This is a genomic window from Jannaschia halovivens (genome assembly GCF_046452375.1).
In the GTDB taxonomy this organism is placed as follows: domain Bacteria; phylum Pseudomonadota; class Alphaproteobacteria; order Rhodobacterales; family Rhodobacteraceae; genus Jannaschia; species Jannaschia halovivens.
In genome coordinates this window covers 253,704-276,903 of the sequence record NZ_JBKFDJ010000001.1, presented here as the reverse complement: position 1 = coordinate 276,903, position 23,200 = coordinate 253,704, and the positions used below count along the sequence as shown (strand labels likewise).

General features: G+C 69.2%; 25 protein-coding genes. 12 read left to right on the top strand and 13 right to left on the bottom strand.

Annotated elements, in window-relative coordinates; all coding sequences use genetic code 11:
• Positions 1-11 precede the first annotated feature (11 nt).
• Positions 12-413: a peptide-methionine (R)-S-oxide reductase MsrB gene (gene msrB, locus ACK8OR_RS01445; protein WP_410187696.1), complete on the top strand. Its 402-nt coding sequence runs from the start codon at positions 12-14 to the stop codon at positions 411-413.
• Here the strand turns inward: msrB and ACK8OR_RS01440 are convergent.
• Both ACK8OR_RS01440 and ACK8OR_RS01435 read right to left on the bottom strand, forming a co-directional pair.
• Complete coding sequence (locus ACK8OR_RS01440) at positions 410-1,567, bottom strand: N-acetylmuramoyl-L-alanine amidase family protein (RefSeq protein ID WP_410187695.1); 1,158 nt, start codon at positions 1,565-1,567, stop codon at positions 410-412. The two genes, msrB and ACK8OR_RS01440, sit on opposite strands and share 4 nt — an antisense overlap.
• On the bottom strand, positions 1,564-2,715 hold the full coding sequence (locus tag ACK8OR_RS01435; protein ID WP_410187694.1) for a pyridoxal phosphate-dependent aminotransferase: 1,152 nt from the start codon (positions 2,713-2,715) through the stop codon (positions 1,564-1,566). The genes ACK8OR_RS01440 and ACK8OR_RS01435 overlap by 4 nt, the downstream gene beginning before the upstream one ends.
• A 79-nt stretch (positions 2,716-2,794) precedes the next feature.
• Between ACK8OR_RS01435 and ACK8OR_RS01430 the strand changes: the two genes are divergently transcribed.
• Complete coding sequence (locus ACK8OR_RS01430) at positions 2,795-4,033, top strand: M48 family metalloprotease (RefSeq protein ID WP_410187693.1); 1,239 nt, start codon at positions 2,795-2,797, stop codon at positions 4,031-4,033.
• Positions 4,034-4,085: 52 nt separating this feature from the next.
• Here ACK8OR_RS01430 and ACK8OR_RS01425 read toward each other — a convergent pair whose 3' ends face one another.
• The 5 genes from ACK8OR_RS01425 to purQ all read right to left on the bottom strand — a co-directional run bounded on the left by ACK8OR_RS01425 (position 4,086) and on the right by purQ (position 12,195).
• On the bottom strand, positions 4,086-7,019 hold the full coding sequence (locus tag ACK8OR_RS01425) for an Rne/Rng family ribonuclease (RefSeq protein WP_410187692.1): 2,934 nt from the start codon (positions 7,017-7,019) through the stop codon (positions 4,086-4,088).
• Positions 7,020-7,425: 406 nt separating this feature from the next.
• Positions 7,426-8,193, bottom strand: coding sequence for an alpha/beta fold hydrolase (locus tag ACK8OR_RS01420; protein ID WP_410187691.1), 768 nt, complete (start codon positions 8,191-8,193; stop codon positions 7,426-7,428).
• A gap of 13 nt (positions 8,194-8,206) precedes the next feature.
• Complete coding sequence (locus ACK8OR_RS01415; protein WP_410187690.1) at positions 8,207-9,541, bottom strand: sigma-54-dependent transcriptional regulator; 1,335 nt, start codon at positions 9,539-9,541, stop codon at positions 8,207-8,209.
• A 124-nt stretch (positions 9,542-9,665) separates the two neighbouring features.
• A complete protein-coding gene (locus ACK8OR_RS01410) occupies positions 9,666-11,453 on the bottom strand; it encodes a sensor histidine kinase (protein WP_410187689.1) in 1,788 nt (595 codons plus the stop codon).
• Between the two features lie 73 nt (positions 11,454-11,526).
• Complete coding sequence (gene purQ, locus ACK8OR_RS01405; protein WP_410187688.1) at positions 11,527-12,195, bottom strand: phosphoribosylformylglycinamidine synthase subunit PurQ; 669 nt, start codon at positions 12,193-12,195, stop codon at positions 11,527-11,529.
• Positions 12,196-12,383: 188 nt separating this feature from the next.
• Here purQ and ACK8OR_RS01400 point away from each other — a divergent pair, with 188 nt between their 5' ends.
• Together ACK8OR_RS01400 and ACK8OR_RS01395 are read left to right on the top strand one after the other, a co-directional pair.
• Positions 12,384-12,875 carry an SH3 domain-containing protein gene (locus ACK8OR_RS01400; protein ID WP_410187687.1) on the top strand — a complete coding sequence of 164 codons (492 nt, stop codon included), beginning with the start codon at positions 12,384-12,386 and terminating at the stop codon, positions 12,873-12,875.
• Positions 12,876-12,888: 13 nt separating this feature from the next.
• Positions 12,889-13,479, top strand: coding sequence for a ferric reductase-like transmembrane domain-containing protein (locus tag ACK8OR_RS01395; RefSeq protein WP_410187686.1), 591 nt, complete (start codon positions 12,889-12,891; stop codon positions 13,477-13,479).
• Here ACK8OR_RS01395 and ACK8OR_RS01390 read toward each other — a convergent pair.
• On the bottom strand, positions 13,469-14,503 hold the full coding sequence (locus ACK8OR_RS01390; RefSeq protein ID WP_410187685.1) for a zinc-binding dehydrogenase: 1,035 nt from the start codon (positions 14,501-14,503) through the stop codon (positions 13,469-13,471). The two genes, ACK8OR_RS01395 and ACK8OR_RS01390, sit on opposite strands and share 11 nt — an antisense overlap.
• Before the next feature lie 63 nt (positions 14,504-14,566).
• Positions 14,567-15,055: a hypothetical protein gene (locus tag ACK8OR_RS01385; RefSeq protein ID WP_410187684.1), complete on the bottom strand. Its 489-nt coding sequence runs from the start codon at positions 15,053-15,055 to the stop codon at positions 14,567-14,569.
• A 266-nt stretch (positions 15,056-15,321) separates the two neighbouring features.
• On the opposite strand from ACK8OR_RS01385, the gene ACK8OR_RS01380 reads away from it, so the two are divergent.
• A complete protein-coding gene (locus ACK8OR_RS01380) occupies positions 15,322-15,807 on the top strand; it encodes a hypothetical protein (RefSeq protein ID WP_410187683.1) in 486 nt (161 codons plus the stop codon).
• 41 nt (positions 15,808-15,848) lie between these two features.
• Here the strand turns inward: ACK8OR_RS01380 and purS are convergent, their stop codons facing one another.
• Positions 15,849-16,076: a phosphoribosylformylglycinamidine synthase subunit PurS gene (purS, locus tag ACK8OR_RS01375; RefSeq protein ID WP_410187682.1), complete on the bottom strand. Its 228-nt coding sequence runs from the start codon at positions 16,074-16,076 to the stop codon at positions 15,849-15,851.
• A 12-nt stretch (positions 16,077-16,088) separates the two neighbouring features.
• Positions 16,089-16,850, bottom strand: coding sequence for a phosphoribosylaminoimidazolesuccinocarboxamide synthase (gene purC / locus ACK8OR_RS01370; RefSeq protein WP_410187681.1), 762 nt, complete (start codon positions 16,848-16,850; stop codon positions 16,089-16,091).
• 137 nt (positions 16,851-16,987) lie between these two features.
• Between purC and ACK8OR_RS01365 the strand changes: the two genes are divergently transcribed.
• Positions 16,988-17,308 (top strand): DUF1476 domain-containing protein, encoded by a 321-nt coding sequence (locus ACK8OR_RS01365; protein ID WP_410187680.1) that lies wholly within the window; start codon positions 16,988-16,990, stop codon positions 17,306-17,308.
• A 99-nt stretch (positions 17,309-17,407) separates the two neighbouring features.
• The gene (gene bmt / locus ACK8OR_RS01360) at positions 17,408-18,424 is read left to right on the top strand and encodes a betaine--homocysteine S-methyltransferase (protein WP_410187679.1); all 1,017 of its coding nucleotides are present in this window, start codon (positions 17,408-17,410) and stop codon (positions 18,422-18,424) included.
• Between the two features lie 57 nt (positions 18,425-18,481).
• Here the strand turns inward: bmt and ACK8OR_RS01355 are convergent, their stop codons facing one another.
• Positions 18,482-19,546 (bottom strand): PA0069 family radical SAM protein, encoded by a 1,065-nt coding sequence (locus ACK8OR_RS01355; RefSeq protein WP_410187678.1) that lies wholly within the window; start codon positions 19,544-19,546, stop codon positions 18,482-18,484.
• A 159-nt stretch (positions 19,547-19,705) separates the two neighbouring features.
• Here ACK8OR_RS01355 and ACK8OR_RS01350 point away from each other — a divergent pair, with 159 nt between their 5' ends.
• Both ACK8OR_RS01350 and ACK8OR_RS01345 read left to right on the top strand, forming a co-directional pair.
• Positions 19,706-20,407: a corrinoid protein gene (locus ACK8OR_RS01350; RefSeq protein WP_298431235.1), complete on the top strand. Its 702-nt coding sequence runs from the start codon at positions 19,706-19,708 to the stop codon at positions 20,405-20,407.
• A gap of 253 nt (positions 20,408-20,660) precedes the next feature.
• Complete coding sequence (locus ACK8OR_RS01345; RefSeq protein WP_410187677.1) at positions 20,661-21,275, top strand: glutathione S-transferase family protein; 615 nt, start codon at positions 20,661-20,663, stop codon at positions 21,273-21,275.
• A 16-nt stretch (positions 21,276-21,291) separates the two neighbouring features.
• Here the strand turns inward: ACK8OR_RS01345 and ACK8OR_RS01340 are convergent, their stop codons facing one another.
• Positions 21,292-21,792, bottom strand: coding sequence for a gluconokinase (locus ACK8OR_RS01340; RefSeq protein ID WP_410187676.1), 501 nt, complete (start codon positions 21,790-21,792; stop codon positions 21,292-21,294).
• Between the two features lie 139 nt (positions 21,793-21,931).
• Here ACK8OR_RS01340 and ACK8OR_RS01335 point away from each other — a divergent pair, with 139 nt between their 5' ends.
• Genes ACK8OR_RS01335 through ACK8OR_RS01325 form a run of 3 tightly spaced genes read left to right on the top strand, consistent with a single transcriptional unit; the run spans position 21,932 to position 23,177 of the window.
• Entirely contained in the window at positions 21,932-22,144 is a 213-nt protein-coding gene (locus ACK8OR_RS01335) for a hypothetical protein (RefSeq protein ID WP_410187675.1), read from the top strand.
• A 2-nt stretch (positions 22,145-22,146) separates the two neighbouring features.
• On the top strand, positions 22,147-22,470 hold the full coding sequence (locus tag ACK8OR_RS01330; RefSeq protein ID WP_410187674.1) for a YbjQ family protein: 324 nt from the start codon (positions 22,147-22,149) through the stop codon (positions 22,468-22,470).
• The gene (locus tag ACK8OR_RS01325) at positions 22,467-23,177 is read left to right on the top strand and encodes a DUF1638 domain-containing protein (protein WP_410187673.1); all 711 of its coding nucleotides are present in this window, start codon (positions 22,467-22,469) and stop codon (positions 23,175-23,177) included. Before ACK8OR_RS01330 ends, ACK8OR_RS01325 begins: the two co-directional genes overlap by 4 nt.
• The last annotated feature ends 23 nt before the right edge of the window (positions 23,178-23,200 follow it).

The window sequence follows — 23,200 nt, the reverse complement described above, 5'->3', positions numbered from 1 at the left end:
AGGAACGCCCGATGGAGAAGATCGTCAAGTCCGATGACGAGTGGAAGGCCCAGCTGGGCCCCGAGGCCTACAAGGTCCTACGCAAGCACGGCACCGAGCGCGCGGGCACCCACGAAGACTTCCCCAAGGAGCCGGGCACCTACATGTGCAAGGGCTGCGGCGCGCCGCTCTTCGATCAGGGCGCGAAGTTCGACAGCGGCACGGGTTGGCCCAGCTTCTATCAGCCGGTCGACGGCGTCGATGGGAGCCGCGTCGACGAGAGCGTCGACAATTCCTGGTTCATGAAACGCACCGAGGTGCACTGCGCCCGCTGCGACGGGCACCTGGGCCATGTTTTCCCTGACGGGCCGCAGCCGACCGGCCTGCGCTACTGCATCAACGGCGTCGCGCTGGAATTCGAGCCCGAGGATTAGCGGCGCAGGCGCAGCGCCTCGGCGGCGTCCTCGACCGCCCAGGCCTCGATGCCGCGTGCGATGGCTGTCGCCATCCGCGACCGCCAATCGGCCGAAAGCAGGTTCTCGAGATCGTCCTCGTCGGACATGAACCCCAGCTCCAGTAGGACGGACGGGATGTCGGGTGCCTTCAGGACGGTGAATTCCGCGCTTAGCCGCGGTCGCTTGTGCAGCTTCAGGCCCGCCTCGCCGATCCCCGCGATCAACGCGTCGGCCAGCGTGTCCGCGCGCGGCGCCGTCTCGGCACGGGCGAGGTCGATGAGGATCTCGGCGATCTCGTCCTCGCGTGCCTCGATCTCGACCCCGAGCAAAAGCTCGCCGTACCCCTGCCGCGCGGCCAGCTCCTCGGTGATCCCGTCGCGCTCGCCGGCGTCGAGCGTATAGACGGTCGCCCCCGCGGCCCCGCCCCCGTCCAGCGCATCCGCGTGGAGCGAGATCATCAGGTCGGCACCGGCGGCCCGCGCCACGGCAGCCCGCCCCCGCAGCCCGAGAAACTCGTCCGTCTCGCGCGTCAGCACGACCTCGTGCCCCTCGCGCCGGAGGACGTCCGCCAATTCGCGCGCGAAGGACAGCATCAGCACGGCTTCGTTGGTGCCCGCGCGTTCGGCCCCCGGATCGACGCCCCCATGGCCGGGGTCGAGCGCCACAACCAGCGGCCGATCCCCCGTCTGGCGTGGGCGTGCGGCCATTTCGACCGGGTCCGGCACCGCGTCCCAGCCCTGCGAAACCAGCGGGCCGACGGCGCCTTCGCCTGTCTCGATCTCGATGCGGATACGCGCGCCGCTCTCGCCCGTATCCATCCAGGCCCGCGCGATCGAGGCGGGTTCCTCCAGCGGCAACACGAGGCGCGACCATCCCGGCGCGACGCGGCCCGTCAGGGGCTCGCCCGGCAGGTCGAACGTGCTCCAGTCCACCTCGGATGTATCGAGGATAAGGCGCCACGGGTCGGCACGAACGAAGACGCGCCACGGCACCGGCTGGCTGATGTCGAACGAGAGCTCGGCGCCGCGGCGTCCAGTCTCGATCTCGGCGCCGGTCACGGTGGCGCGCGCGGTGAATTCCTGCGCCGCAACTGGCCAGGCGAGCGCCAGAAAGAGGAGCGCCAGTCGGATCACCGCCGCGCCATCCAGTCGGTCAACCGGTCCAACCCCTCGGCGATATCGGCCGTCGCCCGCGCATAGCTCAACCGCAGGGTGCCCCCGCCTCGGCCCGGATCGAAATCGAGCCCCGGCGTCACCGCCACGCCCGCGCCGTCCAGCACTTCGCCCGCGAAGGCGAGGCTGTCATCGGTCAGCCCTGAGATATCGGCATAGACGTAGAATGCCCCGTCCGGCGGCGCGATCCGGTCGAACCCCGCACCCGGCAGCCGGTCCAGCATCAGGCGGCGATTGGCGGCGTAGACGTCCAGATTGGCACGCAGTTCGTCCTCGGCATCCATGGCGTGAAGGGCGGCGATCTGGCTGGCATGCGGGGCGCAGATGAACATGTTCTGGGCCAGGCGTTCGAGGGTGCGGATATGCGCCTCGGGGACGACCATCCAGCCGATCCGCCAGCCCGTCATGCTGAAATACTTGCTGAAGGAATTGATGACGTAGACGTCGTCGGAGATCTCGAGCGCACTGACCGCGCGCGCGCCGTATTGTACGCCGTGGTAGATTTCGTCGCTGACGAAGGCGCATCCGCGCGCATGGCAGGCGCCGATCAGGTCGGCCATCGCGTCCCGGTTCAGCATCGTGCCCGTGGGGTTCGACGGCGAGGCAACGATCAGCCCCGCGAGGTCCGGCGGCAGGTCGCCCGCGACGGGCTGGAAGCGGTTCTCGGGCGTGGTCTCGAACCCGACCGCCTCGAGCGACAATGCCTTGAGAATCTGGCGGTAGGACGGATAGCCCGGCAGTCCGAGACCCACGCGGGCGCCCGCATCGAACAGCGCCGTGAACGCGAGCAGGAACGCGGCAGACGACCCGGCCGTGACGACGACGCGCTCGGGGTTCAGATCGACGCCGTACCAATCCGCGTAGAGCCGCGCGATCCGCGCGCGCAGCTCCGGCAGGCCCAGCGCCACGGTATAGCCCAGCGGCCCCTCGGCCATCGCGCGGATCAGGCCGTCGCGCGCAACCTGCGGCGCGGGCGTGCCCGGTTGGCCGACCTCCATGTGGATGATCGAACGGCCCGCGGCCTCGGCGGCGCGCGCGCGCTCCATCACGTCCATCACGATGAAGGGATCGACGTCGCTGCGTCGCGACACCCCGCTTGCGCGTCTCATGCCAGCCTCCGATACTGCCCGCGCCCCTGATGACCCGACCCGGAGGGTGGGTCAACGCCCCGGCAGTCGAGGCCCGCCCATGCACCGCATCCTCGCCGTCCTCCTGCTCCTCGGCCTGACGGCTCTGCCCGCTTCGGCCCGGACTTTGCTGCGCGATGCGGGGCTCGAACATGCGCTGACCGAACTGGCCCGCCCGCTGCTCGCCGTGGCGGGCCTGCAGTACCCGGTCCGCATCCTGGTGATCGACGACGCCCGCCCGAACGCCTTCGCGGCCAATGACCGCGTGATCGTGCTCCACGCGGGGCTCCTGCGGCGTCTGCGAACGGCAGATCAGGCGCGGGCCGTGATTGCCCACGAGATCGCCCATATCGCCGAGGGCCACGCGCCGAGCCGCATTGGGACCGCAGGGCACGCGACCACGCCCGCCGGGTTCGGCGTCGTCGTCGGCGCGGTCACCGGGTCGTCGGACCGGGTCCGAGCCGAGATCCTCGCCCATGACCGCGACGCCGAACGCCGCGCCGATGCGCGCGCCTCGCGCACTCTGGCGGCGATCGGTGCGCCCGCGATGTCGGCGCGCCGCGTCATGGCCGCGATCGAACGCGACCTGTTCCGGACGGGCCGGGGCGCGCTATACGCCCATCTCCATCCCCAACCGGGTGGTCTGCCGGAACCGGAGGCCGGGCTGCCGACCGAACGGTCCGCTGGCGGGGACGGCGCCGATTGGCTCGCCCGCGCGCAAGCCACGGCCTCGGCCCTGTCCGAGCCGCCGCGCGAGGTTCTGCGGGATGTCGGCGGGCGGAGGGACGCCCTCTCGACCCTCCGCGCCGCCCTCGCGCGACATCGCCAGCTTGACCCGAGCCGCGCGCTGGCCGGGATCGGACGGCTGCTCGCCCGCGACCCGTCCGATGCCTATCTCCATGCAATCGAGGGACGGATCCTGCTGGAAAGCGGGCGCGCCGCATCCGCCGTCGAGAGCTATCGTCGGGCCGAACGCCTCGCACCCGGCGATCCGTTGATCCGGGCTCGGCTCGGCCGCGCGATCCTCGCGACCGGACGTCCGCGCGACGCCCTCCCGCATCTGGAGGCGGCGCGGTCGGCGGATCCCTACGACCCTAGCCTCCTGCAGGATCTCGCGACCGCGCTGGCGCAGAATGGCGAGCCGGCCCTGGCCCTCGTGGCCTCGGCCGAGCGCGCGGCCCTCCTGGGCCGGTTCGGCGAGGCGAACCGCGATGCCCGCCGGGCCGAGGGCCTGCTCCGGCGCGACACGGAAGGGTGGCGACGTGCACGGGACGTCCTCGCCATCACGCAGCTCGACTGACCAAGAAAGAGGGCGCCCCGCGGGACGCCCTCTCAGTAATTGTCAGGTCGGATCAGCCGCCGAAGTTCCACCAGCCGCGTTTCTTCGGCTTGGCGGCGGGTTCGGGCGCGTCGGCGGATTTCGTCTCCACCACCGGCTCGGCCTCGGGGGCGGCGGGCTCGGCGGCCTCGACGAACTCTGCGACCTCGGTCACCTCCTCGGAAGGCTCGGCCACGGGTGCGGGCGCCTTGGCGCGCGTGCGGCGCTTCGCTGCGGGCTTGGCCGGAGCCGCTTCGGCCTCGGGCGCCGGGGCGTCCGGCGCATCGGCTGCGGTCTCTGCGGCAGGCTCATCGCCCCCGGCATCCGCGGCAGGCGCATCGGCCTTCTTCCGTGACCGGCTGCGCGAGCGCGAGCGGCTCTTCGGTGCGGCCTCGGCCTCCTCGGATGCGGGGGCCTCCGCCTCGGTCGTGGTGTCGGGCGAACCCTCCTGCGGCGGCACGTCGGGCTGGGACGCCCCGGCGGGCGCATCGTCGCCCCCGGAATCGGCGTCGGTGGCGCGGCTTTCCTCGCCCGACCCGTCCCCGTCACCGCCCTTCTTGCGGCGCGACCGACGACGGCGCTTCTTCTTGGGCTGCTCCTCGCCATCCTCGTCGCGGGCTGGGCGTGGCGCGCGATCGTCGGTGGACGTGGCCTCGGCGGCATCGACCTCCTCGGCCTCCGCCTCGATCACATCGTCTTCTTCGGACACCCAGGAGGTGTCCATGCCGACCACGTTGGCGACCGGCTTCGGGACGACCCGCGTCGCGGTCTTGAACTTCTCCATGTGGAAGTCCGGCGCCACGAGGCTCGGGTCCGCCGTCACACGCACGGCCATGCCGTAGCGCGTCTCGATGGAGGCGAGATGCTCGCGCTTCTCGTTCATGAGGTAGTTACAGACGTCGACGGGCAGCTTCAGAAGCACCTCGCGCGAGCGCTTGCGCGTCCCCTCCTCTTCCAGCGCGCGCAAGACACCCAGCGCGACCGAATCGTCAGACCGGATCAGGCCCGTGCCCTGGCAATGCGGGCAAGCCTGGGTGGTCGCCTCGAGCATGCCGGGACGCAGACGCTGGCGCGACATCTCCAGAAGGCCGAAGCCCGAGATGCGCCCGACCTGGATGCGGGCCCGGTCGTGCTTCAGCGCGTCCTTCAGCCGCTTCTCGACGGCGAGGTTGTTCTTGCGCTCGTCCATGTCGATGAAGTCGATGACGATCAGACCGGCCAGATCGCGCAGCTTGGCCTGGCGCGCGACCTCCTCGGCGGCTTCGAGGTTCGTCTTGACGGCGGTGTCCTCGATGGACCCCTCCTTGGTCGACTTGCCCGAGTTGACGTCGACCGCGACCAGCGCCTCGGTGATGCCGATCACGATGTAGCCGCCCGACTTGAGTTGGACCGTCGGGTTGAACATGCCCGCGAGATACGTCTCGACCCCGTGCCGCGCAAACAGCGGCAGGCCGCCCCCGTCATGCAGCTTCACGTTCTTGGCGTGGGACGGCATGATGAGCTTCATATAGTCCTTGGCTTCGCGATACCCGCCTTCGCCATCGACGATCACCTCGTCGATGTCGCGGCTGTAATAGTCGCGGATCGAGCGGTGGATGAGGTTGCCTTCTTCGTAGATCGGCGCGGGCGCGATGGACTTGAGCGTCAGCTCGCGCACCTGCTCCCATTGACGCTGGAGGTATTCGTAGTCGCGCTTGATCTCGGTCTTGGTGCGCTTGGCCCCCGCCGTTCGCACGATCAGACCGGCGCCCTGCGGCACGTCGATCTCGCCCGCAATCTCCTTGAGCTTCTTGCGGTCGGCGGCATTGGTGATCTTGCGGCTGATGCCGCCGCCCCGCGCCGTGTTCGGCATCAGGACGCAATAGCGACCCGCAAGGCTGAGATAGGTGGTCAGGGCCGCGCCCTTGTTGCCGCGCTCCTCCTTGACGACCTGCACCAGCATGATCTGACGGACCTTCACGACCTCCTGGATCTTGTACTTGCGGGCGCGCGCCTTCCGCTGGGGGCGGATCTCGGCGATCTCCTCGTCCGCCACGGTTTCGATGGCGTCGCCCTCCGGGGCGTCCGCATCGGCATCAACGGCCTTCTTGCGCGACCGCGAACGCGAGCGGGAGCGCTTGGGCTTCTCCTCGGGCTGGGCCTCCGCATCACCCTCGACCTGCGCGGCCTCGGCGTCGTTCGCGTCGGGCTGGGCCTCGGCTTCGCTGGCCCCGGCCTTGGGCGCCTCGGCGGCGGGATCGGCGTCGGGCGTCGCATCGACGGCCGAGGCACCCTCGGCCGGTTCGGGTGCCGCGCCTTCGCTGACGCTCTCGTCCTCGAGGCCCGAATCCTCGGCGATCGAGGTCACGGTGTCGTCGTCCGTTTCGTCCGTCGCATCGGCGGCTTCGGCCAGTTCGGGCCCCTCACCGCTCACGACCGTGGGCTCGTCCGTCGCCTCGTCCACGGCAACGACTTCGGCTGCTGGCGCATCCACATCGCTGGCATCCGCAACCGCGTCCGTCGCTTCGCCCTCGGGCGCGTCCGACTTCTTGCGCGACCGCGAGCGCGACCGGCTGCGCGAGCGCGACTTCTTGGGCTTCTCCTCGCCCTCCTCGGCCTCGGGCGCGTCGTCGGATTCGGACTTGACCTTCGCGGCGTGCCGAGCATCAGCGGCCTCGTCGGCCTCGGCCTGGGCGCGCGCGGCCTCCCGCTCCTCGGCCAGGATCGCTTCCCGGTCGGCCTTGGGGATCTGGTAGTAGTCGGGGTGAATTTCCGAGAAGGCCAGGAAGCCGTGCCGGTTTCCGCCGTAGTCGATGAACGCCGCCTGCAGCGACGGCTCGACGCGCGTCACCTTGGCCAGATAGATGTTCCCCGCAAGCTGACGCTTGTTCAGGTTCTCGAAATCAAATTCTTCGACCTTGTTTCCGTCTGCCACCACGACCCGGATCTCCTCCGGGTGGGTGGCGTCGATCAGCATTTTCTTCGCCATGTAACTTTCCGCGACCCGCACGCCTTCGCATCCCGGGGGGTGCGAGCGTGGAGAATCGTCTTGATGGGGCGAGCGCAGGCGAATGCGGCGCGGCGCGGCCAAGCCGCATCCCGTCCGTCGCTTTCAAGTCCTGCGTCATCGCGCTTCTACCTCGACCCGCGCGCGGTGGCGGGGTCATGCATGACCCGCCGGTGTGGGGCGGGCGTCTCTCCGAAGGCGGCCAGCGCCCTCGCAAACTTCCCCCGAGGCACGGCCCTCGATCCGGGGCCCGACGCGAACGGGGAAGAATCTCACCGGTTCCGACCGCGGTCCGTTCCGCGGCACAACCGTAGTCCCTATCTGTGCCAAAAGCGCCGCATTGGCAATGCGCGAGTGGTCCGACCCGCCCCCGCGCGTGCCATCCGGCTCAGACAGGTTCGATCCCCGCCGGCAGGGGCGCGTCGTCGAGCCACGCCCGCACCGTCGCCACGAAGAGATCGTGCGACACCGCGGGCCATCCATGGCCACCCAGTGCAAAGCCGCCGCGCGCGTTCTCCGCCGTCTCGGTGATCAACTTCACCGTGTCGCGGATGTCGCGCATCTCCTGCCGACCGGCGAGGACCGTCAGCGGCACTGCGATCCGTTCGATCTCGTCCCGGGCCTCGAAGGAAAAGGCGAGGTCGGCGATCCGGCGGAGCGTCCGCGCGTCGCAAGGCGACCGAGGCCCCGGCGACCACGACGTGTTTCCCGAGAGGCCGAGTGCGGCAAAGGCGCGCCTACGAAAGAAGGACCGTGTCATCAGGGGCGAGATCGCCACGCTGAGCGGCCCGAGCCACCAACGCCCCGACACCGGCACGACCTGGAACCCGGTCAAAAGCGCGCGCGACACGAGGTCGGGATGCCGCGCGGCCAGCATCAACCCGGTATATCCGCCAAGCGAATAACCCACCACGGGCAGCGGCGCGGCGTCGGGCTGCGCGCGCAGCAGCGCCGCGACATGATCGGCGCTGCAAGCGAAATCCTCTAGCGGGATCGCACCGCTCTTGCCGAAGCCCGGCAGGTCCGGGCAGAGCCCGCGTACCCCTGGCAGGTCGGCGACCACGTCGGCCCAGGACGCACCGGTCGCGTTGCCGGGGTGCAGGAACAGGACGCGGCGCCCGTCGGCCGCGCCCATCTCGCGCAGATGCAGGCCCATGCCGCCCTCCCGGTCAGAGGTAGTTCGAGCGGCTCAGGCCGTATTTCGCCATCTTCTCGTTCAGGGTCCGGCGAGGCAGCGACAGCTCCTCCATCACGCCCGCGATCGAGCCGCGATGCCGACGCATGGTGTTGTCGATCAGCATCCGCTCGAACGCCTCGACATATTCCTTCAGTGGCTTTCCTTCGGTCGTGACCTGCACCGTCTCGCCCTGCTCCTGCGTGTCGGACATCAGGAGAGACGAGATCGACCCCGTGCCGCGACGCTGCTGCAGCACGGCCCGTTCTCCGAGGTTGATGAGCTGGCGGACATTGCCCGGCCACGGCGCCTGCAGGAGTTGCGCGGCCTCCTGCGCGCTGAGCTGGGGCGGCGTGGCGCCGTATTCCTCGCCGAAGGACTCGGCGAAATGGGTGAAGAGCGTCAGAACGTCCTCGCCACGATTGCGCAGCGGCGGCAGGACCAGCTTCATCGCCGCCAGCCGGAAGAACAGGTCGGGCCGCAGCGAATCCTCGAGCGTCTTCTCGGGGTCCGAGCCGTTGTGGATCGCGACGATACGCGTCTCGGCGGGCGTGCCCTGGTCGTTGATGAACGTCAGAAGCCGGGCCTGCAGCGCCAGCGGCAGCGCCTCGATGTCTTCGAGCACCAGCGTGCCACCCCGCGCCTCCTCGACCAGTGGCAGGCCGCCCTCGGTCACCGGCCCGAAGAGCTTCGAGCCAAGCTCCTCTTCGCCCAATGCGGCGCAGGAGGTCAGTGCGAACGTCTTGCCTTGCCGCGGGCCCACGGCATGGAGCGCGTGCGCCACCAGCGTCTTGCCCGTCCCGGTCTCGCCGTCGATCAGGACGTGGGTGTCGGCCTGCCCGAGATCGAGGATATCCTCGCGCAGCCGCTCCATCGCGGGCGACGTGCCGATCAGCTTGCGCATCAGGACCGTGCCGTCCGAAAGCTCGCGCCGCAGGGCCCGGTTGTCGAGCGTCAGCTTGCGCGCCTGGCAGGCGCGCCGCGCCAGATCGGTCAACCGGTCGGGATTGAACGGCTTCTCCATGAAGTCGTAGGCCCCGAGCTGCATCGCCTCGACCGCCATGGGCACATCGCCATGGCCCGTGATCATGATGACGGGAAGCGAGCTGTCGGTGCTCATCAACCGCTTGAGGAAAGCCATACCGTCCATGCCGGGCATCCGGATATCGCTGATGACGACACCCGGAAAATCGGGACCGATGGATTTCAGCGCGTCCTCGGCCGAGCCGTAGGTCTCGGTCGCGAAACCAGACAGCGCGAGCCACTGGCTGATGGATTGGCGCATGTCCTGTTCGTCGTCGACGATGGCGATCTTGGTCTGCTCGGCCATTGCGGCTCCTGTTGGTCAGTCGGGGCTTTCGCCCGTCCGTAAATCCTATCTATGTCGGATTGTCGCAGTTCAAACGATGTCGTCGCGGCTCGCGGTCACGGGCGGAGCCACGCCGATCTCCCGCTCATTCGGCGGCGTCCAGCGCAGCCTGGCCCACGGCGGGCAGGCGGACCTCGAACACCGCGCCGCCCGACGAGCCGTTGCGCGCGGTCAGCCGCCCGCCCAGATCGCCGACGATCCCCGAGGAGATGGCGAGGCCGAGCCCGACCCCCTCGCCCGGCTTCTTGGTGGTGTAGAACGGCTCGAAGAGCTGATCGGGCGCTTCGATCCCGGCCCCGCTGTCGCGGACCGCCAGAACGACCTCGTCCCCGACGGTCAGCAGGATATCGAGCTCCCGCTCATCGGCACCCTGCATCGCGTCGAGGGCATTGCGCACGAGGTTGATGATCACCTGTTCCAGCCGCAGCCGGTCGGCCATCACCCAGGCCGGCCCTTCGGGCAGGTGCTGGCTCAGCTTCACGGTCTGCTGGCGAAGTTGCGGCTCCATCAGCGTCAGCGCCGAGGACACGGCTTGCCGGACATCGACCTGCTCGAACGCCTCACCGCCCTTGCGGGCATAGGACTTGAGCTGCCGGGTGATGGCGCCCATCCGCTCGATCAGGTCGTCGATCCGCTGGAAGCTCGACAGCGCCTCGTCGGAGCGCCGCCGCTGCAACAGGAGACGCGCGCCTGCGAGATAGGTCTTCATCGCCGCCAGCGGCTGGTTCAGCTCGTGGCTGACCGCGGCCGACATCTCGCCCAAGGCGGCTAGTTTCGAGGATTGCGCCAGAGATTGCTCGGTCTCCTTCAACTCCTCCTGCACGCGCTTTCGCTCCGCGATTTCCTTTGTCAGACGGTCATTTAGACGACGAAGTTGAACCGATTCCCGCTGAAACAGAAGCGAGCGCAACTGCGCACGGCGATTGAGCAGGTAGAAGCCCAGCGCCAGAAGCAGCGCGAAGCCCATGATGATGAGGGCCAGCACCCCGTTCACCCGCTCGCGCACGCTCTCGTAGCTGGTGAAGCTGACGAGACGCCAGCCGCGGAACGGCACCCGCGCCTCCATCTGCATCAGCGAGGCCGAGGACACCTCGTCGGGGTCGTCGCGCCCGCCGAAGCTGGTGGCCGATGCCAGCGCGCGGTCGAGCGCCGAGGGCACCGACGTGACCGCCAGCGCTTCGGCCAGCGGCTTGCCGCGCCAGCGCGGTTCGGTGGACAGGATGACGGTGCCCGCCGCGTCGGTGACGGCCACGGCGGCCGTCGTGCCCCGCCAGCGGCTTTCGAACTGCGCGAGATCGACCTGAACCTGCAGGACGCCCAACTGGCGCGGCCCGTCCTGCACCACCCTGCTGAAGCTCGCCTCGTAGAGCCCCGCCTCGTTCGGAACGAGCGTGAAGACCGTGTCAGTCGTATCCGTCGCCTCGGTGAAGAACGGCGACGAGCCGTGAACCGAGCCAAGCTCCTCGCGGTCGGTGGCGGCCACGGTGCGCCCGTCCATGTCGAGAAGCCGGATCGATGCCGCTCCGATCTCGTCCACGTAGGAGATCAGCCGCTGCGACGAGGTCGAAAAATCCTCGGCATTCAGCGCCTGGATCAGCGTCGGGTCGCGCGCCAAGAGGAGCGGCACGACCGAGTTTCGCTGCAACTCCGACAGGATCGCACCGGCGTAGAGCGATTGGCGAAGCTCGGCGCGCTGCTTGGTCGTTTCCACGAATCGCTGGGTCAGAAGGCTGTTGGCCACGGCGATCGCGGCCAGCGCCGCGACGATCATGACCACGATCAGGACCCGAACCGTCCAGGACAGCCGCGGACGCACCGCGTCCGGGCCTGTCGCCGCGGGGTCCGCCCCCTGAGGTCCGTTGCGCCAGAACATTGGCCCTGCCTACACCGCGCGGGGTCGCGGCCTCAAGCATGACCCCCGCGATGGGCGGGTTGCCGCGAACCGATCAGGCGGAGACGAGCGCGTCGGCGAGCCCCCGAAAGAGGCCCGCACCCTGCGTGTTGCCATGCAGCGCGTCGGCGGCCCGCTCGGGGTGGGGCATCATGCCGAGCACGCGCCGGTTGGGGCTGAGGATGCCTGCGATATCGTCGGTGGCGCCATTGGGCGTGTCGACATAGCGGAAGGCGACCAGCCCCTCGCCCCGGAGCCGCGCGATCGTATCGGGATCGGCGGTATAGTTGCCCTCGTGATGGGCGATGGGAATGTCGATCACGTCCCCGGGCGTATAGGCCGAGGTGAAGGCGCTTTCGCCCTCTTCGACCCGCAAACCCACGGTCTTGCAGACGTATTTCAGCCCGGCGTTCCGCAAGAGCGCGCCCGGCAGCATTCCCGCCTCGGTCAGGATCTGGAAGCCGTTGCAGGGCGCGAAGACGTAGCCGCCCCGGTCCGCATGGGCCTTCAGAGCGGCCGCGATCGGCGAGCGCGCGGCGATGGCCCCGCATCGCAGGTAGTCGCCATACGAGAACCCGCCTGGGACGCCGACGACGTCGATACCGCCCGGCAGCGCCGTGTCCTTGTGCCAAACCATCGTCGTGTCGAAGCCAGCGGCGCGGAACGCGACGGCGAGGTCGCGGTCGCAATTGGAGCCGGGGAAGACGAGGATAGCGGCTTTCATGACGGTCCCCACGCTGGATGCTGTTGCTTCCGCCGGATTTCACAGATCGCGGCGATGTTCCAGCCCGCGATGGCTCGGCGGGATCATGCGCCCCGGCGATCACGAAACCGTGCACGGCGTTCTGTGTCCGCGCGACGGGGTCTATCTTGGGGCGTATCCGACCCATTCTTCGACCGGAGAGATCGCCCATGCCCCTCGCCCGACCGAACCGCCGTGCCCTGATCGCCGCGACCGGCGCCGCCCTTGCCACGAGCCTCGTCGTTCCGGCCCGTGCCCAGGGGATCGCTCCCACGCCGACCATGCGCGGCGGCGCGAACAACTATCGCCCCGGCGCGCCCATCGTCGAGCGGATCGGCGGCGGCGGCTTCTGGATGACCGGCACCGTCCGGCGCGCGGGCGACGGCGCCCCCCTGCCCGCTCAACGCATCCAGGTCTGGGCCCATACGACGGAAGGCCACGAGCGCGACGCGCGCAGCCACGGCGCGACCCTGACGAATGCCGCAGGCGAGTTCCGGCTAGAAATGCCGCAAATCGTACCCGCCTTCGGCCAACCCCACGCCCATCTCGCCTACGACGCCGACGAAGGCGACGGCGCGTTCGAGACGGTGTTCCTGCGTCCCATTCTGCCCAGCGCCGGCGACACCACGCTCGCGGCGCATTTCGTGCTGCAGCCCGCCTGATCCGCCCGGACCCGTGGCGCGCGCGATCTTAATCTGGTGCGCCCTCGGCCTCGCGATCGCCCTACCGCTGATCGTCGCCGCGAAAAGCCCGCTTCTGGCCTGGCGCGAGCCGATCTACATTGCCGCCGGGTTCGCGGGCGTCGTCGGCCTTGCGCTAATGCTCTTGCAGCCGCTTCTGGCGAGCGGCGGCCTGCCGGGCCTGTCGCCGCGGGCCGGACGTCGGTTGCATCGCGGCATCGGCGTGGCGCTGGTCCTTGCGGTCGTGCTGCATGTCGCGGGGCTCTGGATCACCTCACCGCCCGACGTCATCGACGCGCTGACCTTCACCTCGCCCACGCCCTTCTCGGCCTGGGGCGTGATCGCGATGTGGGCGGTGTTCGGGGCCGCCATCCTCGCGGTGCTTCGGCGCAGGATGGCGCTGCGCACATGGCGAAAGGCCCATACCGGCCTCGCCGTCGTGATCGTCGCGGGCACCGTCCTGCACGCCCTGCTGATCGAGGGCACGATGGGCGTCGCCACGAAGGCCGCGCTCTGCGCGCTGGTGGTCGCGGCACTTCTGCGCGCGCTCGTCCGCCTTCGGGCGTTCGGCCGTCCTAGCGGGTGAAATCCGTGACGACGGCAACGCCGGGCGGCGTGGGGCCGTTGAAGGCGGCCAGTTCGTCGGACACGTCCGAGAGCCCCACCTCGCGCGCGATCAGCGGGGCCATGTCGACCTGTCCCGACACGATCAGCCCCAGCAGCGATGGATAGCGCCATCCGGGCATCCCCCGCGTGCCGTAGACGGCGAGGTTGCCTTGGTAGATGGCGCTCATGTCGACATCCATCCGGGCCGTATGGCCCGTGGGCAGGCCCACCTGCACGTGCCGCCCGAGGGGGCGCAGACAGCGGAGCGAGTTGTTCACGGTGGCAGGGATGCCCAGCGCCTCGACCGAGACATGCGCGCCGCCGCCCGTGATCTCGCGGATCCGCTCGGCGGTGTCCTCTCCGGCCATCACGGCGGCGTCCATCCCCAGCGACAACGCGTGATCGAGCTTTTCCTGGACGACGTCCACGACGACGACATGCGCGCCCATCGCCCGCCCCAGCAGCGCCGCAGACAGCCCGATCCCGCCGGTCCCATGCACCGCCAGCCATTCGCCCGGGGCCAGCGCCGCGCGCCCCGTCAGCGCATGCCAAGCCGTCGTCACCCGGCACCCGAGGCCTGCGGCCACGGTGGGGCTGATCTCGTCGGGCAGGCGTGCGAGATTGAAGTCGCGCGGGACCGCCACGTATTCGGCGAAGGCCCCCGGCTCGATGAAGCCCGGCAGCCGCTGATCGAGGCAGGTATTCGACGCACCCGAGCGGCATTGCGGGCAGGTCCCGCAGGAGAGGATGAACGGCGCGACCAGCCGGTCGCCCACGGCGAACTGCGCGTCCGGCCCCGCCTCGACCACCTCGCCGCAATATTCGTGGCCGCCGATCTGGCCCGGCTTCACGCGGGGATGCTCGCCCACCCAACCGTGCCAGTCCGACCGGCAGACGCCGCAGGCGATGGTCTTGAGGACGACGCCGTCGGCGGGACAGTCGGGGTCCGGCACGTCCTCGACGGACAGGGGGGCGTTGTATTCGCGAAGGACGGCGGCGCGCATGGGGGACCTTTCGGGATTCGTCGCGGCCAGCGTGGCAGGCGCGCCCCGCGCTTGGAACCCCCGTCAGCCTGCCGAAAGCCGCGACAGCAGGACGACCGCGCCGTAGATCGCCAGCCCGAAGAATGCGAGGATGCTGGCAATACGGATCGGCGTCTTGAGGATGCGGTAGGCCACGATCGACACGCGCGCCGTCGTGCGCAGCAGGATCGCGCTGGCCCAGGCCGAGAGGCGCAGCACGGCCCAGATCGTGACCGCGATGACCCAGAGCGTAAAGAGCACCGACCCGATGGAGACCCAGATCCCGTGGACCTCCGGGTCGCCGAAGGCGCGCACGAAGAGGCCGGCATAGAGGCCGAAAATCAAGGCCGAGACGAGCGAGATGCCGATATAGACCGCGTTCCGGGAGATCTGGCGCGGGATGCCGGGATCCACGGATCGCGCCGGCGCGGCCGGCGCGGGAGGCGCCACGGCCAACCGCTCCGCCGGACGAGGCGCCGCCTCAACCGGCGGCTCCGGATGCTGCCCGAAATAGTCGCGTTCGATCTCGGACATGCCCCCGGCCCGCTTCCGTTCCCCGCTCAGCGTCTAGCGCAGGCGAGGCGCGGGCCCGAATATCAAAGCGGCACGCGCTGTCGATTTGACGGCGACCGTTGCCGCGCTGCCCGCCGCGCCCCTTTCGGCGGACCGAAGGACCCGACCCGAGGCGGGCACGTCCCGTGATTTTTCCTTGAAATCAACGCATCCCGTCCTGTTCGCGCCCAGAAACCGTCCATATCGACGGCGAGGAACGTTGCGAGCAAGAACCGAGGACATACGACATGAATATCGCGATCCGCGCCTGCCTGCTGGCCGCCCTGACGCTTCCGCTCGCCAATTGCGTGACCTCGTCTACCAATTCCTCGACGCGAAACATGACCCAAGAACAGTTCGTGCAGCGGGAGGCGGCTAGGAACCGCGAGACCACTGAACAGATGAAGGTACAGGGGAACATCAGGGCGGTCTTTTCGGAAGCGGCCCTCGCCAAGCTGATTACCGATGCCCGCACGAAAGAGGAACGCGCGGAGGCGGCGACGTTCATAAGGAGCAGAGGACTCTCAACGAACTCCCGTACCGTGGTCAGCGCCTTCAAAGCCCTCACCCCGAACCAGCGCGCAGCCTATGTGACGGAACACCCCGCCACTTTCGCAAGCCTGCAACAGCAATACGCCGCGAGCCAAGGTAGTGGCGCCAGCCAGCGGAGTGCGACCTCGGTATCGACCGGCACCGTCGTCGCCAGCGCCTCGGGCGGCGGCGGGCCTGACTGACCGCATTCGGCCCGTCGCGGCGTCGCCGCGGCGGGCTTACTTCACGTCTCGATGCGGTAGCTCTCGATTACCGTATTCGCGAGGAGCTTCTGGCACATCGCCTCGACCGTCGCGCGGTCGGTGCCCTCGGCCACGTCCAGCTCGATCAGCTTGCCCTGCCGCACGCCTTCAACCCCATCGAAGCCCAGCGCCCCCAGCGCGTGGCGAACGGCCTCGCCCTGCGGATCGAGCACACCGTCCTTCAGCATCACGGTCACGTTCACCTTCATCGCGGGCAGCCTTCAGTTGATCAGCGTGGGCTTGGTCAGGGGCGCCGAATTCGTCGGCAGCACGCCGAGACGACGGGCGACCTCCGTATAGGCATCGGCGAGCGAGCCCAGATCGCGCCGGAACACGTCCTTGTCGAGCTTCTTGCCCGTCTCGATATCCCACAGCCGGCAGCTGTCGGGGCTGATCTCGTCGGCCAGGATCAGGCGCTGGAAATCGCCGTCCCAGACGCGCCCGACCTCGATCTTGAAGTCCACCAGCTTGATGCCGACGGCCATCATGCAGCCCGACAGGAAGTCGTTCACCCGCAGCGCGAGGCTGATGATGTCGTCGAGATCCTGCTGCGTGGCCCAGCCGAAGGCGAGGATATGCTCCTCGGCCACCAGCGGATCGCCCAGTTTATCGTCCTTGTAGCAGAACTCGATGATCGGACGCGGCAGCGGCGTGCCCTCCTCGATCCCGAGGCGCTTCGACAGCGTTCCGGCCGCGACGTTGCGCACGATCACCTCGAGCGGGATGATCTCGCAAGCCCGGATCAGCTGCTCGCGCATGTTCAGGCGCTTGATGAAATGCGTCGGCACGCCGACATTGCCCAGACCCGTCATGAAGAACTCCGACAGCCGGTTGTTCAGCACGCCCTTGCCGTCGATCACCGCCTTCTTCTCGGCGTTGAACGCGGTCGCGTCGTCCTTGAAATACTGCACGAACGTGCCCGGCTCGGGGCCTTCGTAGAGTATCTTGGCCTTGCCTTCGTAGACCTTGGTGCGCCTGGCCATGCTGTCCTCGGGATGGGGTGCGGTTGGGGCTGCACATAGGCGACTATAGAAGGTCCCGCAAGCGAGGCGCCGGGTTGCGGGGCGGAGCTTCGGACCGCATATGGGTAGGGACCGCCACACCTGCCGGAGACCCCGCGATGTCCAATTCATTCGACGACCGCAAGAAGAGCTTCGAATCGAAGTTCGCCCACGATGCCGAGCTTCAGTTCAAGGTCGACGCGCGCCGCAACCGCCTCTTGGGCGAGTGGGCGGGCGGCATCCTCGGCAAGGAGGGCGACGAGCTCGCCGCCTACGCCAAGGAGGTCGTGAAGTCCGACTTCGAGGAAGCCGGCGACGACGACGTCTTCCGCAAGGTCGAGGGCGACCTTGGCGAGAAGGTTCCCGCCGCCGAGATCCGCGCCAAGATGGACGCGCTGATGGTGACGGCCAAGGAACAGGTGATGGCCGAGACCCACTGATCTTGGCCTGAAGCTCATGTTCCTGATGCGGGATATGCGATTGCGCGCATGTCCCGCGCGCGTCATACGCGCGGCGTTTCCCTCCCCGGAGTCCGCCCGATGTCCGACGCTCTGACCACCCTTCTGCGCGAGCGCGACTGGCTGCTGGCCGACGGCGCGACGGGGACAAACCTGTTCAACATGGGTCTCGAATCCGGAGACGCGCCGGAGTTCTGGAACGATGTGCGGGTGGCGGATGTCAAACGCCTCTATTCGGGGGCCGTCGATGCCGGGTCGGACATCTTCCTGACCAACACGTTCGGGTCGAACGCCGCGCGTCTGAAGCTGCATGACGGTCAGGCCCGGGCGCACGAGTTGTCGCGTAAGGGTGCCGAGATCGGGCGCGAGATCGCCGATGCGGCTGGGCGTCCGGTGATCGTCGCAGGCTCCATGGGGCCGACCGGCGAGATCATGGAGCCGATGGGGCCCCTGACCCACGACGCAGCGGTCGAGATCTTCCACGAGCAGGCCGAGGGCCTGAAGGCGGGCGGCGCCGACGTGCTCTGGGTCGAGACGATCAGCGCGCCCGAGGAACTGCGCGCCGCCGCCGAAGCCGCCGCGCGCGCCGATATGCCATGGTGCGTCACGATGAGCTTCGACACCGCAGGTCGCACGATGATGGGCACGACCTCGGACGCGATGACGCGGCTGATCGGCAAGCTGGCGCACAAGCCGGTCGCGTACGGTGCGAATTGCGGGGTCGGCGCGTCGGATCTCCTGCGCACCGTGATGGGCTTCGGCGCGACCGACCGTCCGCTCATCGCCAAGGGCAACGCGGGCATCCCGAAATACCACGATGGCCACATCCATTACGACGGCACGCCCGAGTTGATGGCCGATTACGCCGTGCTGGCCCGCGACGCGGGTGCCACGATCATCGGCGGCTGCTGCGGCACGACGCCCGACCACCTGCGCGCGATGCGGGACGCACTGGAGACCCGGCCACACGGTAATACGCCGGAATTGTCGGCCATCGCCGAGGCATTGGGCGGGTTCTCGTCGGACAGCGACGGCACGGACGGCAACGCCCCGACCCGCGACCGGTCAGGCAATAGGCGGCGGCGCGCACGGGCCTGACCGGACCGCGAGGGATCGACCCTCGCGCAACCTGCGCAGGCGTGCGTGCGCCGGGCGCTAGAGAAGCGCCAGCTGATCGCCCGCCCGCACCGGCACATGGAAGAGATCGCAACGCAGCGGCGGCAGGCGGTAGGCCAGCCCCAGCGACGCGCAGGCCCGGTCGAACCGGCGTTGCAGCAGGTCGGCATGGACACCCCTGCACCGCATCCGGTGCCCGAACCCGCCATCGTAGAGCTTGCCGCCGTGGAACTCCCGCACCCGGTTCAGCACCTTCCGCGCGCGGTCGGGCACATGGGTCGCGAGCCATTCCTCGAAAAGCGGCGCAACTTCGAGAGGCAGGCGCAGGGGGATCATGCTGGCGGCCTGCGCGCCCGCTTCGCGCGCGGCGTGCAGGATCGCCTCGACCTCGTGATCGGTCAGGCCGGGAATGGTCGGTGATACCATCACCCGCACCGTCACGCCCGCCGAAGCCAACCGTTCGATCGCCTTCAACCGGCGCGACGGCACCGGAACCCGAGGCTCCAGCTTGCGGGCCAGGGCATCGTCCAGCGTGGTCACCGAAAGCCCGACGCGGCACAGCTCCGGTCCCATCTCCGAAAGGATGTCGATATCGCGCTCGACCAGCGTCCCCTTCGTCGTGATCGCGGTCGGGTGGGCGTGGTCTCGAAGCACCTCGAGCAGACCGCGCATGATGCGCCGCTTCGCCTCGATCGGCTGGTAGGGGTCGGTGTTCGTCCCCAGCGCCATCGTCTTCGGCACATAGCCCCGCGCACCCAGTTCGGCGGCCAGCGCCTCGGGGGCGTTGGGGCGTGCGATGAGCTTGGTTTCGAAATCCAGGCCCGGCGACAGGCCCAGCCACGCATGGGTCGGGCGGGCGTAGCAATAGATGCACCCATGCTCGCAGCCGCGATAGGGGTTCACCGACCGGTCGAACCCGAGATCCGGCGAACGGTTGGTCGAGATCACTTTCCGGGCCGTCTCGTCGCGCACCGTGGTGGGCACCGCGCCCTCGAACACGGTGTCCCGTGCGTGGCCTTCGTAGCGTCCCGCCCGGTTGGACAAGGCGCCTCGTGCGGCAACGGGGGTCGATCCATCCATCAGGCGTGGCATCTCGTGATCCATGACGGCTCCTCCGGGGCGGCAGCGATAAGAACAAATATAGAACGCCGGCACCCCGACGACAACATGAGTCGCGCCGCAACATCCTGTTGTCGTATTTCGCTTGGTCAAACGGCGCCCGGCGCTCCACATGGGAACAAGATCAGCCCGGAGGCCGTGCCCATGTCCGATGAAGACGACATCGTCCTGAGCGAGCTGGACGACGATGAACTCGTCCAGCAGATGTTCGACGACCTGTATGACGGCCTCCGCGAAGAGATCGAGGAAGCCGTCGGCATTCTGCTGGAGCGGGGCTGGCAGCCCTACGACATCCTGACCAAGGCGTTGGTCGGTGGCATGACGATCGTCGGCCACGATTTCCGCGACGGCATCCTCTTCGTCCCCGAGGTTCTGTTGGCGGCGAACGCGATGAAGGGCGGCATGGCCATCCTGAAGCCTCTGTTGGCCGAGACGGGCGCGCCGCGCGTTGGCAAGATGGTGATCGGAACGGTGAAGGGCGACATCCACGACATCGGCAAGAACCTCGTCTCGATGATGATGGAGGGCGCCGGCTTCGAGGTCGTCGATCTGGGCATCAACAACTCGGTCGACGCCTATCTCGCGGCGCTCGAAAGCGAGGGACCGGACATCCTCGGGATGTCGGCCCTGCTGACGACGACGATGCCTTACATGAAGGTCGTGATCGACACGCTGGTCGAGAAGGGCATCCGCGACGACTATACGGTCCTCGTGGGCGGTGCGCCGCTCAACGAGGAGTTCGGGCGCGCCATCGGGGCCGACGCCTATTGCCGCGACGCGGCCGTGGCGGTCGAGACGGCCAAGGATTTCATGGCCCGCAAGCACAACCAGATGGCCGCCAGCTAGTCGCGGCCCACGAGGCCCCCGGCGGATCTTCTGGCGCTGGCGCGCGTCGTCCCCCGATCGATATCCATGACTTGAAACGGGTCGCCGTCGCCGGCGCTCCGTGTGTCGTACACGCTCGGCGCGACCGCCACGTCCTTGGGCGACACCGGGCCATGCGCCCCCTGGCCTTGCGGCAAGACGACCCGGCACCGAACGCGTTGAACTCCTCCGCCCGCCCGTCCAGACTGCGGCGTCGCAGAGCCCGGAGACCGAGATGACCCTGACCCTTCACGCCGCGCCGGGTACGGTCGCGCTCGCCGTCCATGCCGCGCTCGAGGAAGCCGGCGCTGACTACAGGGTCGCATGGCTGGATTTCAAGGCCGGCGACCAGACCGCACCGGCCTTCCTCGCGGTGAACCCCAAGGCGCGCGTGCCCGCGCTTGTCACGCCGCAGGGCGTGTTGACCGAGACGCCCGCGACGCTCGAATGGATCGCGGCGACCCACCCGGATGCGGAGCTGATGCCGACCGATCCGTGGCAGGCCGCGAAGGTGCGCGAGGCGATGTCCTACCTCGCCTCGACCGTGCATGTGAACCATGCCCACAAAATGCGTGGCCACCGCTGGACCGGTGATGCCGCAGCACAGGCCGCCATGACCGCGGAGGTGCCGCGCACGATGCGGGACTGCGCCGACTATCTGGAGGCGAGGCTCGACAGCGATTGGCTGGTGGGCGAGTTCTCGGTCGCCGACCTGCATCTCTTCGTGGTTCTGCGCTGGCTCGACGGCGATGGCGTGCCGCTGGCGGAGTTCCCGAAGCTCTCGGCCCTGAAGGCTCGGATCGAGGCGCGGCCCGCCGTGGCCCGCATCCTGCCCCAGCACGCCCGCTAGGGCAGGCCCGCCGGGGTCAGCCCCGGCGCAGGGCGCCGGCGGCCTCGGCCGCGATGACGTCGAGGGGGCGCGTGATGTCGGCCGTCACCACCCCCTCCTCGGCGCCCGGGACCTCCAGCGTGGCCAGCTGGCTGTCCAGCAGCGAGACTGGCATGAAATGCCCCGTCCGCTCGGCCATGCGCGCGGCGATCACGTCGCGCGGCCCGGTCAGATGCACGAAGCGCACGTCGCCGCCCCGCGCGCGGATGCGGTCGCGATAGCTGCGCTTCAGGGCCGAGCAGGCCACCACGATGGTGCCGTCCGCCGCGCCGAGCACGTCGCCGATCCGGTCCAGCCAGGGCCAGCGATCCGCGTCTTCGAGCGGCGTGCCCTGCGCCATCTTCTCGACATTGGCCGCCGGGTGCAGATCGTCGCCATCGACGAAGGCCCCGTCCAGCGCCGCGGCCAGCCGCTGCCCCGTCTCCGTCTTGCCCGTCGAGGTAACGCCCATCACCACGACCTTCATATCCTCCGCCATGCGCGCCTCCCTGCCCGGCCGTCAAGCTGACAGCCGCCCCGCCCGTGTCAATGCCGGCGGGCCGCGTGCCCCGCGCGGATTGGAATCGCCGCATACCATGCGTATCTAGATAGGGAACCTGACCTGCGGAGGCCCGCGCATGCCCCTCGACCGTCTTGTCCTGATCCTCGTCATCGTGATCGCCGCCGGCGGCGCGACGCTTTGGCTCGGGGCCGTCATCGCCTCGGCCTTCGCCTGGCCCGGTGGTTGGCTTCTGGCCATTCCCGCGGCCCTGGTGGCCTATATCGCCGTCCGCATCGTCGGCGACCGGCTCGGCAATGCCGAGGACGACCATTACGACCGTATGGAGTGACCATGGACCCGGTCATCACCACCGTCGACGGCGTGCCGGGGCGCGAGGTCACGCACTGCCTCGGGCTCGTGAAGGGCTCGACCGTGCGCGCCAAGCATATCGGGTCGGACATCGTCGCGGGCCTGCGCAACCTCGTGGGCGGCGAGGTCAAGGAATACGCGGCCCTGCTGACCGGCGCGCGCGAACAGGCGATCGACCGGATGCTGTCGGAGGCGCGGCTTCTGGGTGCCGACGCGGTGGTGGGGATGCGGCTGGAAACCTCGACCATCACGCAGGCCGCCTCCGAGGTCGTGGCCTACGGCACGGCGGTCAAGCTCGCGCCATGACCGCGCGACGCGGCGGCCGTGCGGCGCGCCTCGGGGCCGCCCCGCCTGCCGACGATCCGCTGATCCGCGAGGGCCTGACACCCCGCGCCCCCGCCGACCGCGCGGCCCGCGTCCTCGTCCTCGCCTGCGGCGCGCTCGCCCACGAGATCACGGCCATCACGCGGCAGGCCGGGCTCGACCATATCGACCTCCACTGCCTGCCCGCGATCCTGCACAACCATCCCGACCGCATTCCCGCCGCCGTGACCGCCGCGCTCGACGCTGCCAAGGGCTACGGCGCGACCTTCCTCGCCTATGCCGATTGCGGCACCGGCGGCGCGCTGGGACGGCTGACCGAGGCGCAGGGCATCGCGATGCTGCCCGGCGCGCATTGCTACGCGTTCTACGACGGCGTCGAGGCCTTCGCCGCGCGGGGCGAGGTCGACGCCTTCTACCTGACGGATTTCCTTGCGCGGTCCTTCGACGCCTTCGTCACGCGCCCGCTGGGTCTCGACCGCCATCCCGAGCTGCGGGACATGTACTTCGGCCACTACAGGCGCCTCGTCTACCTCGCCCAGACCGACGATCCCGCCCTTGATGCGCGGGCGCGCGCGGCGGCCGCGTCCCTCGAGCTGACCTATGAGCGGCGGCACACGGGCTATGGCGACCTGACCCCGGCGCTCGGCGCGATCCCCCGCCCGCTAGACCCCCCCTTGGACCTGCCGTAAGAGGGGCGCGATCCTGCCCCAGC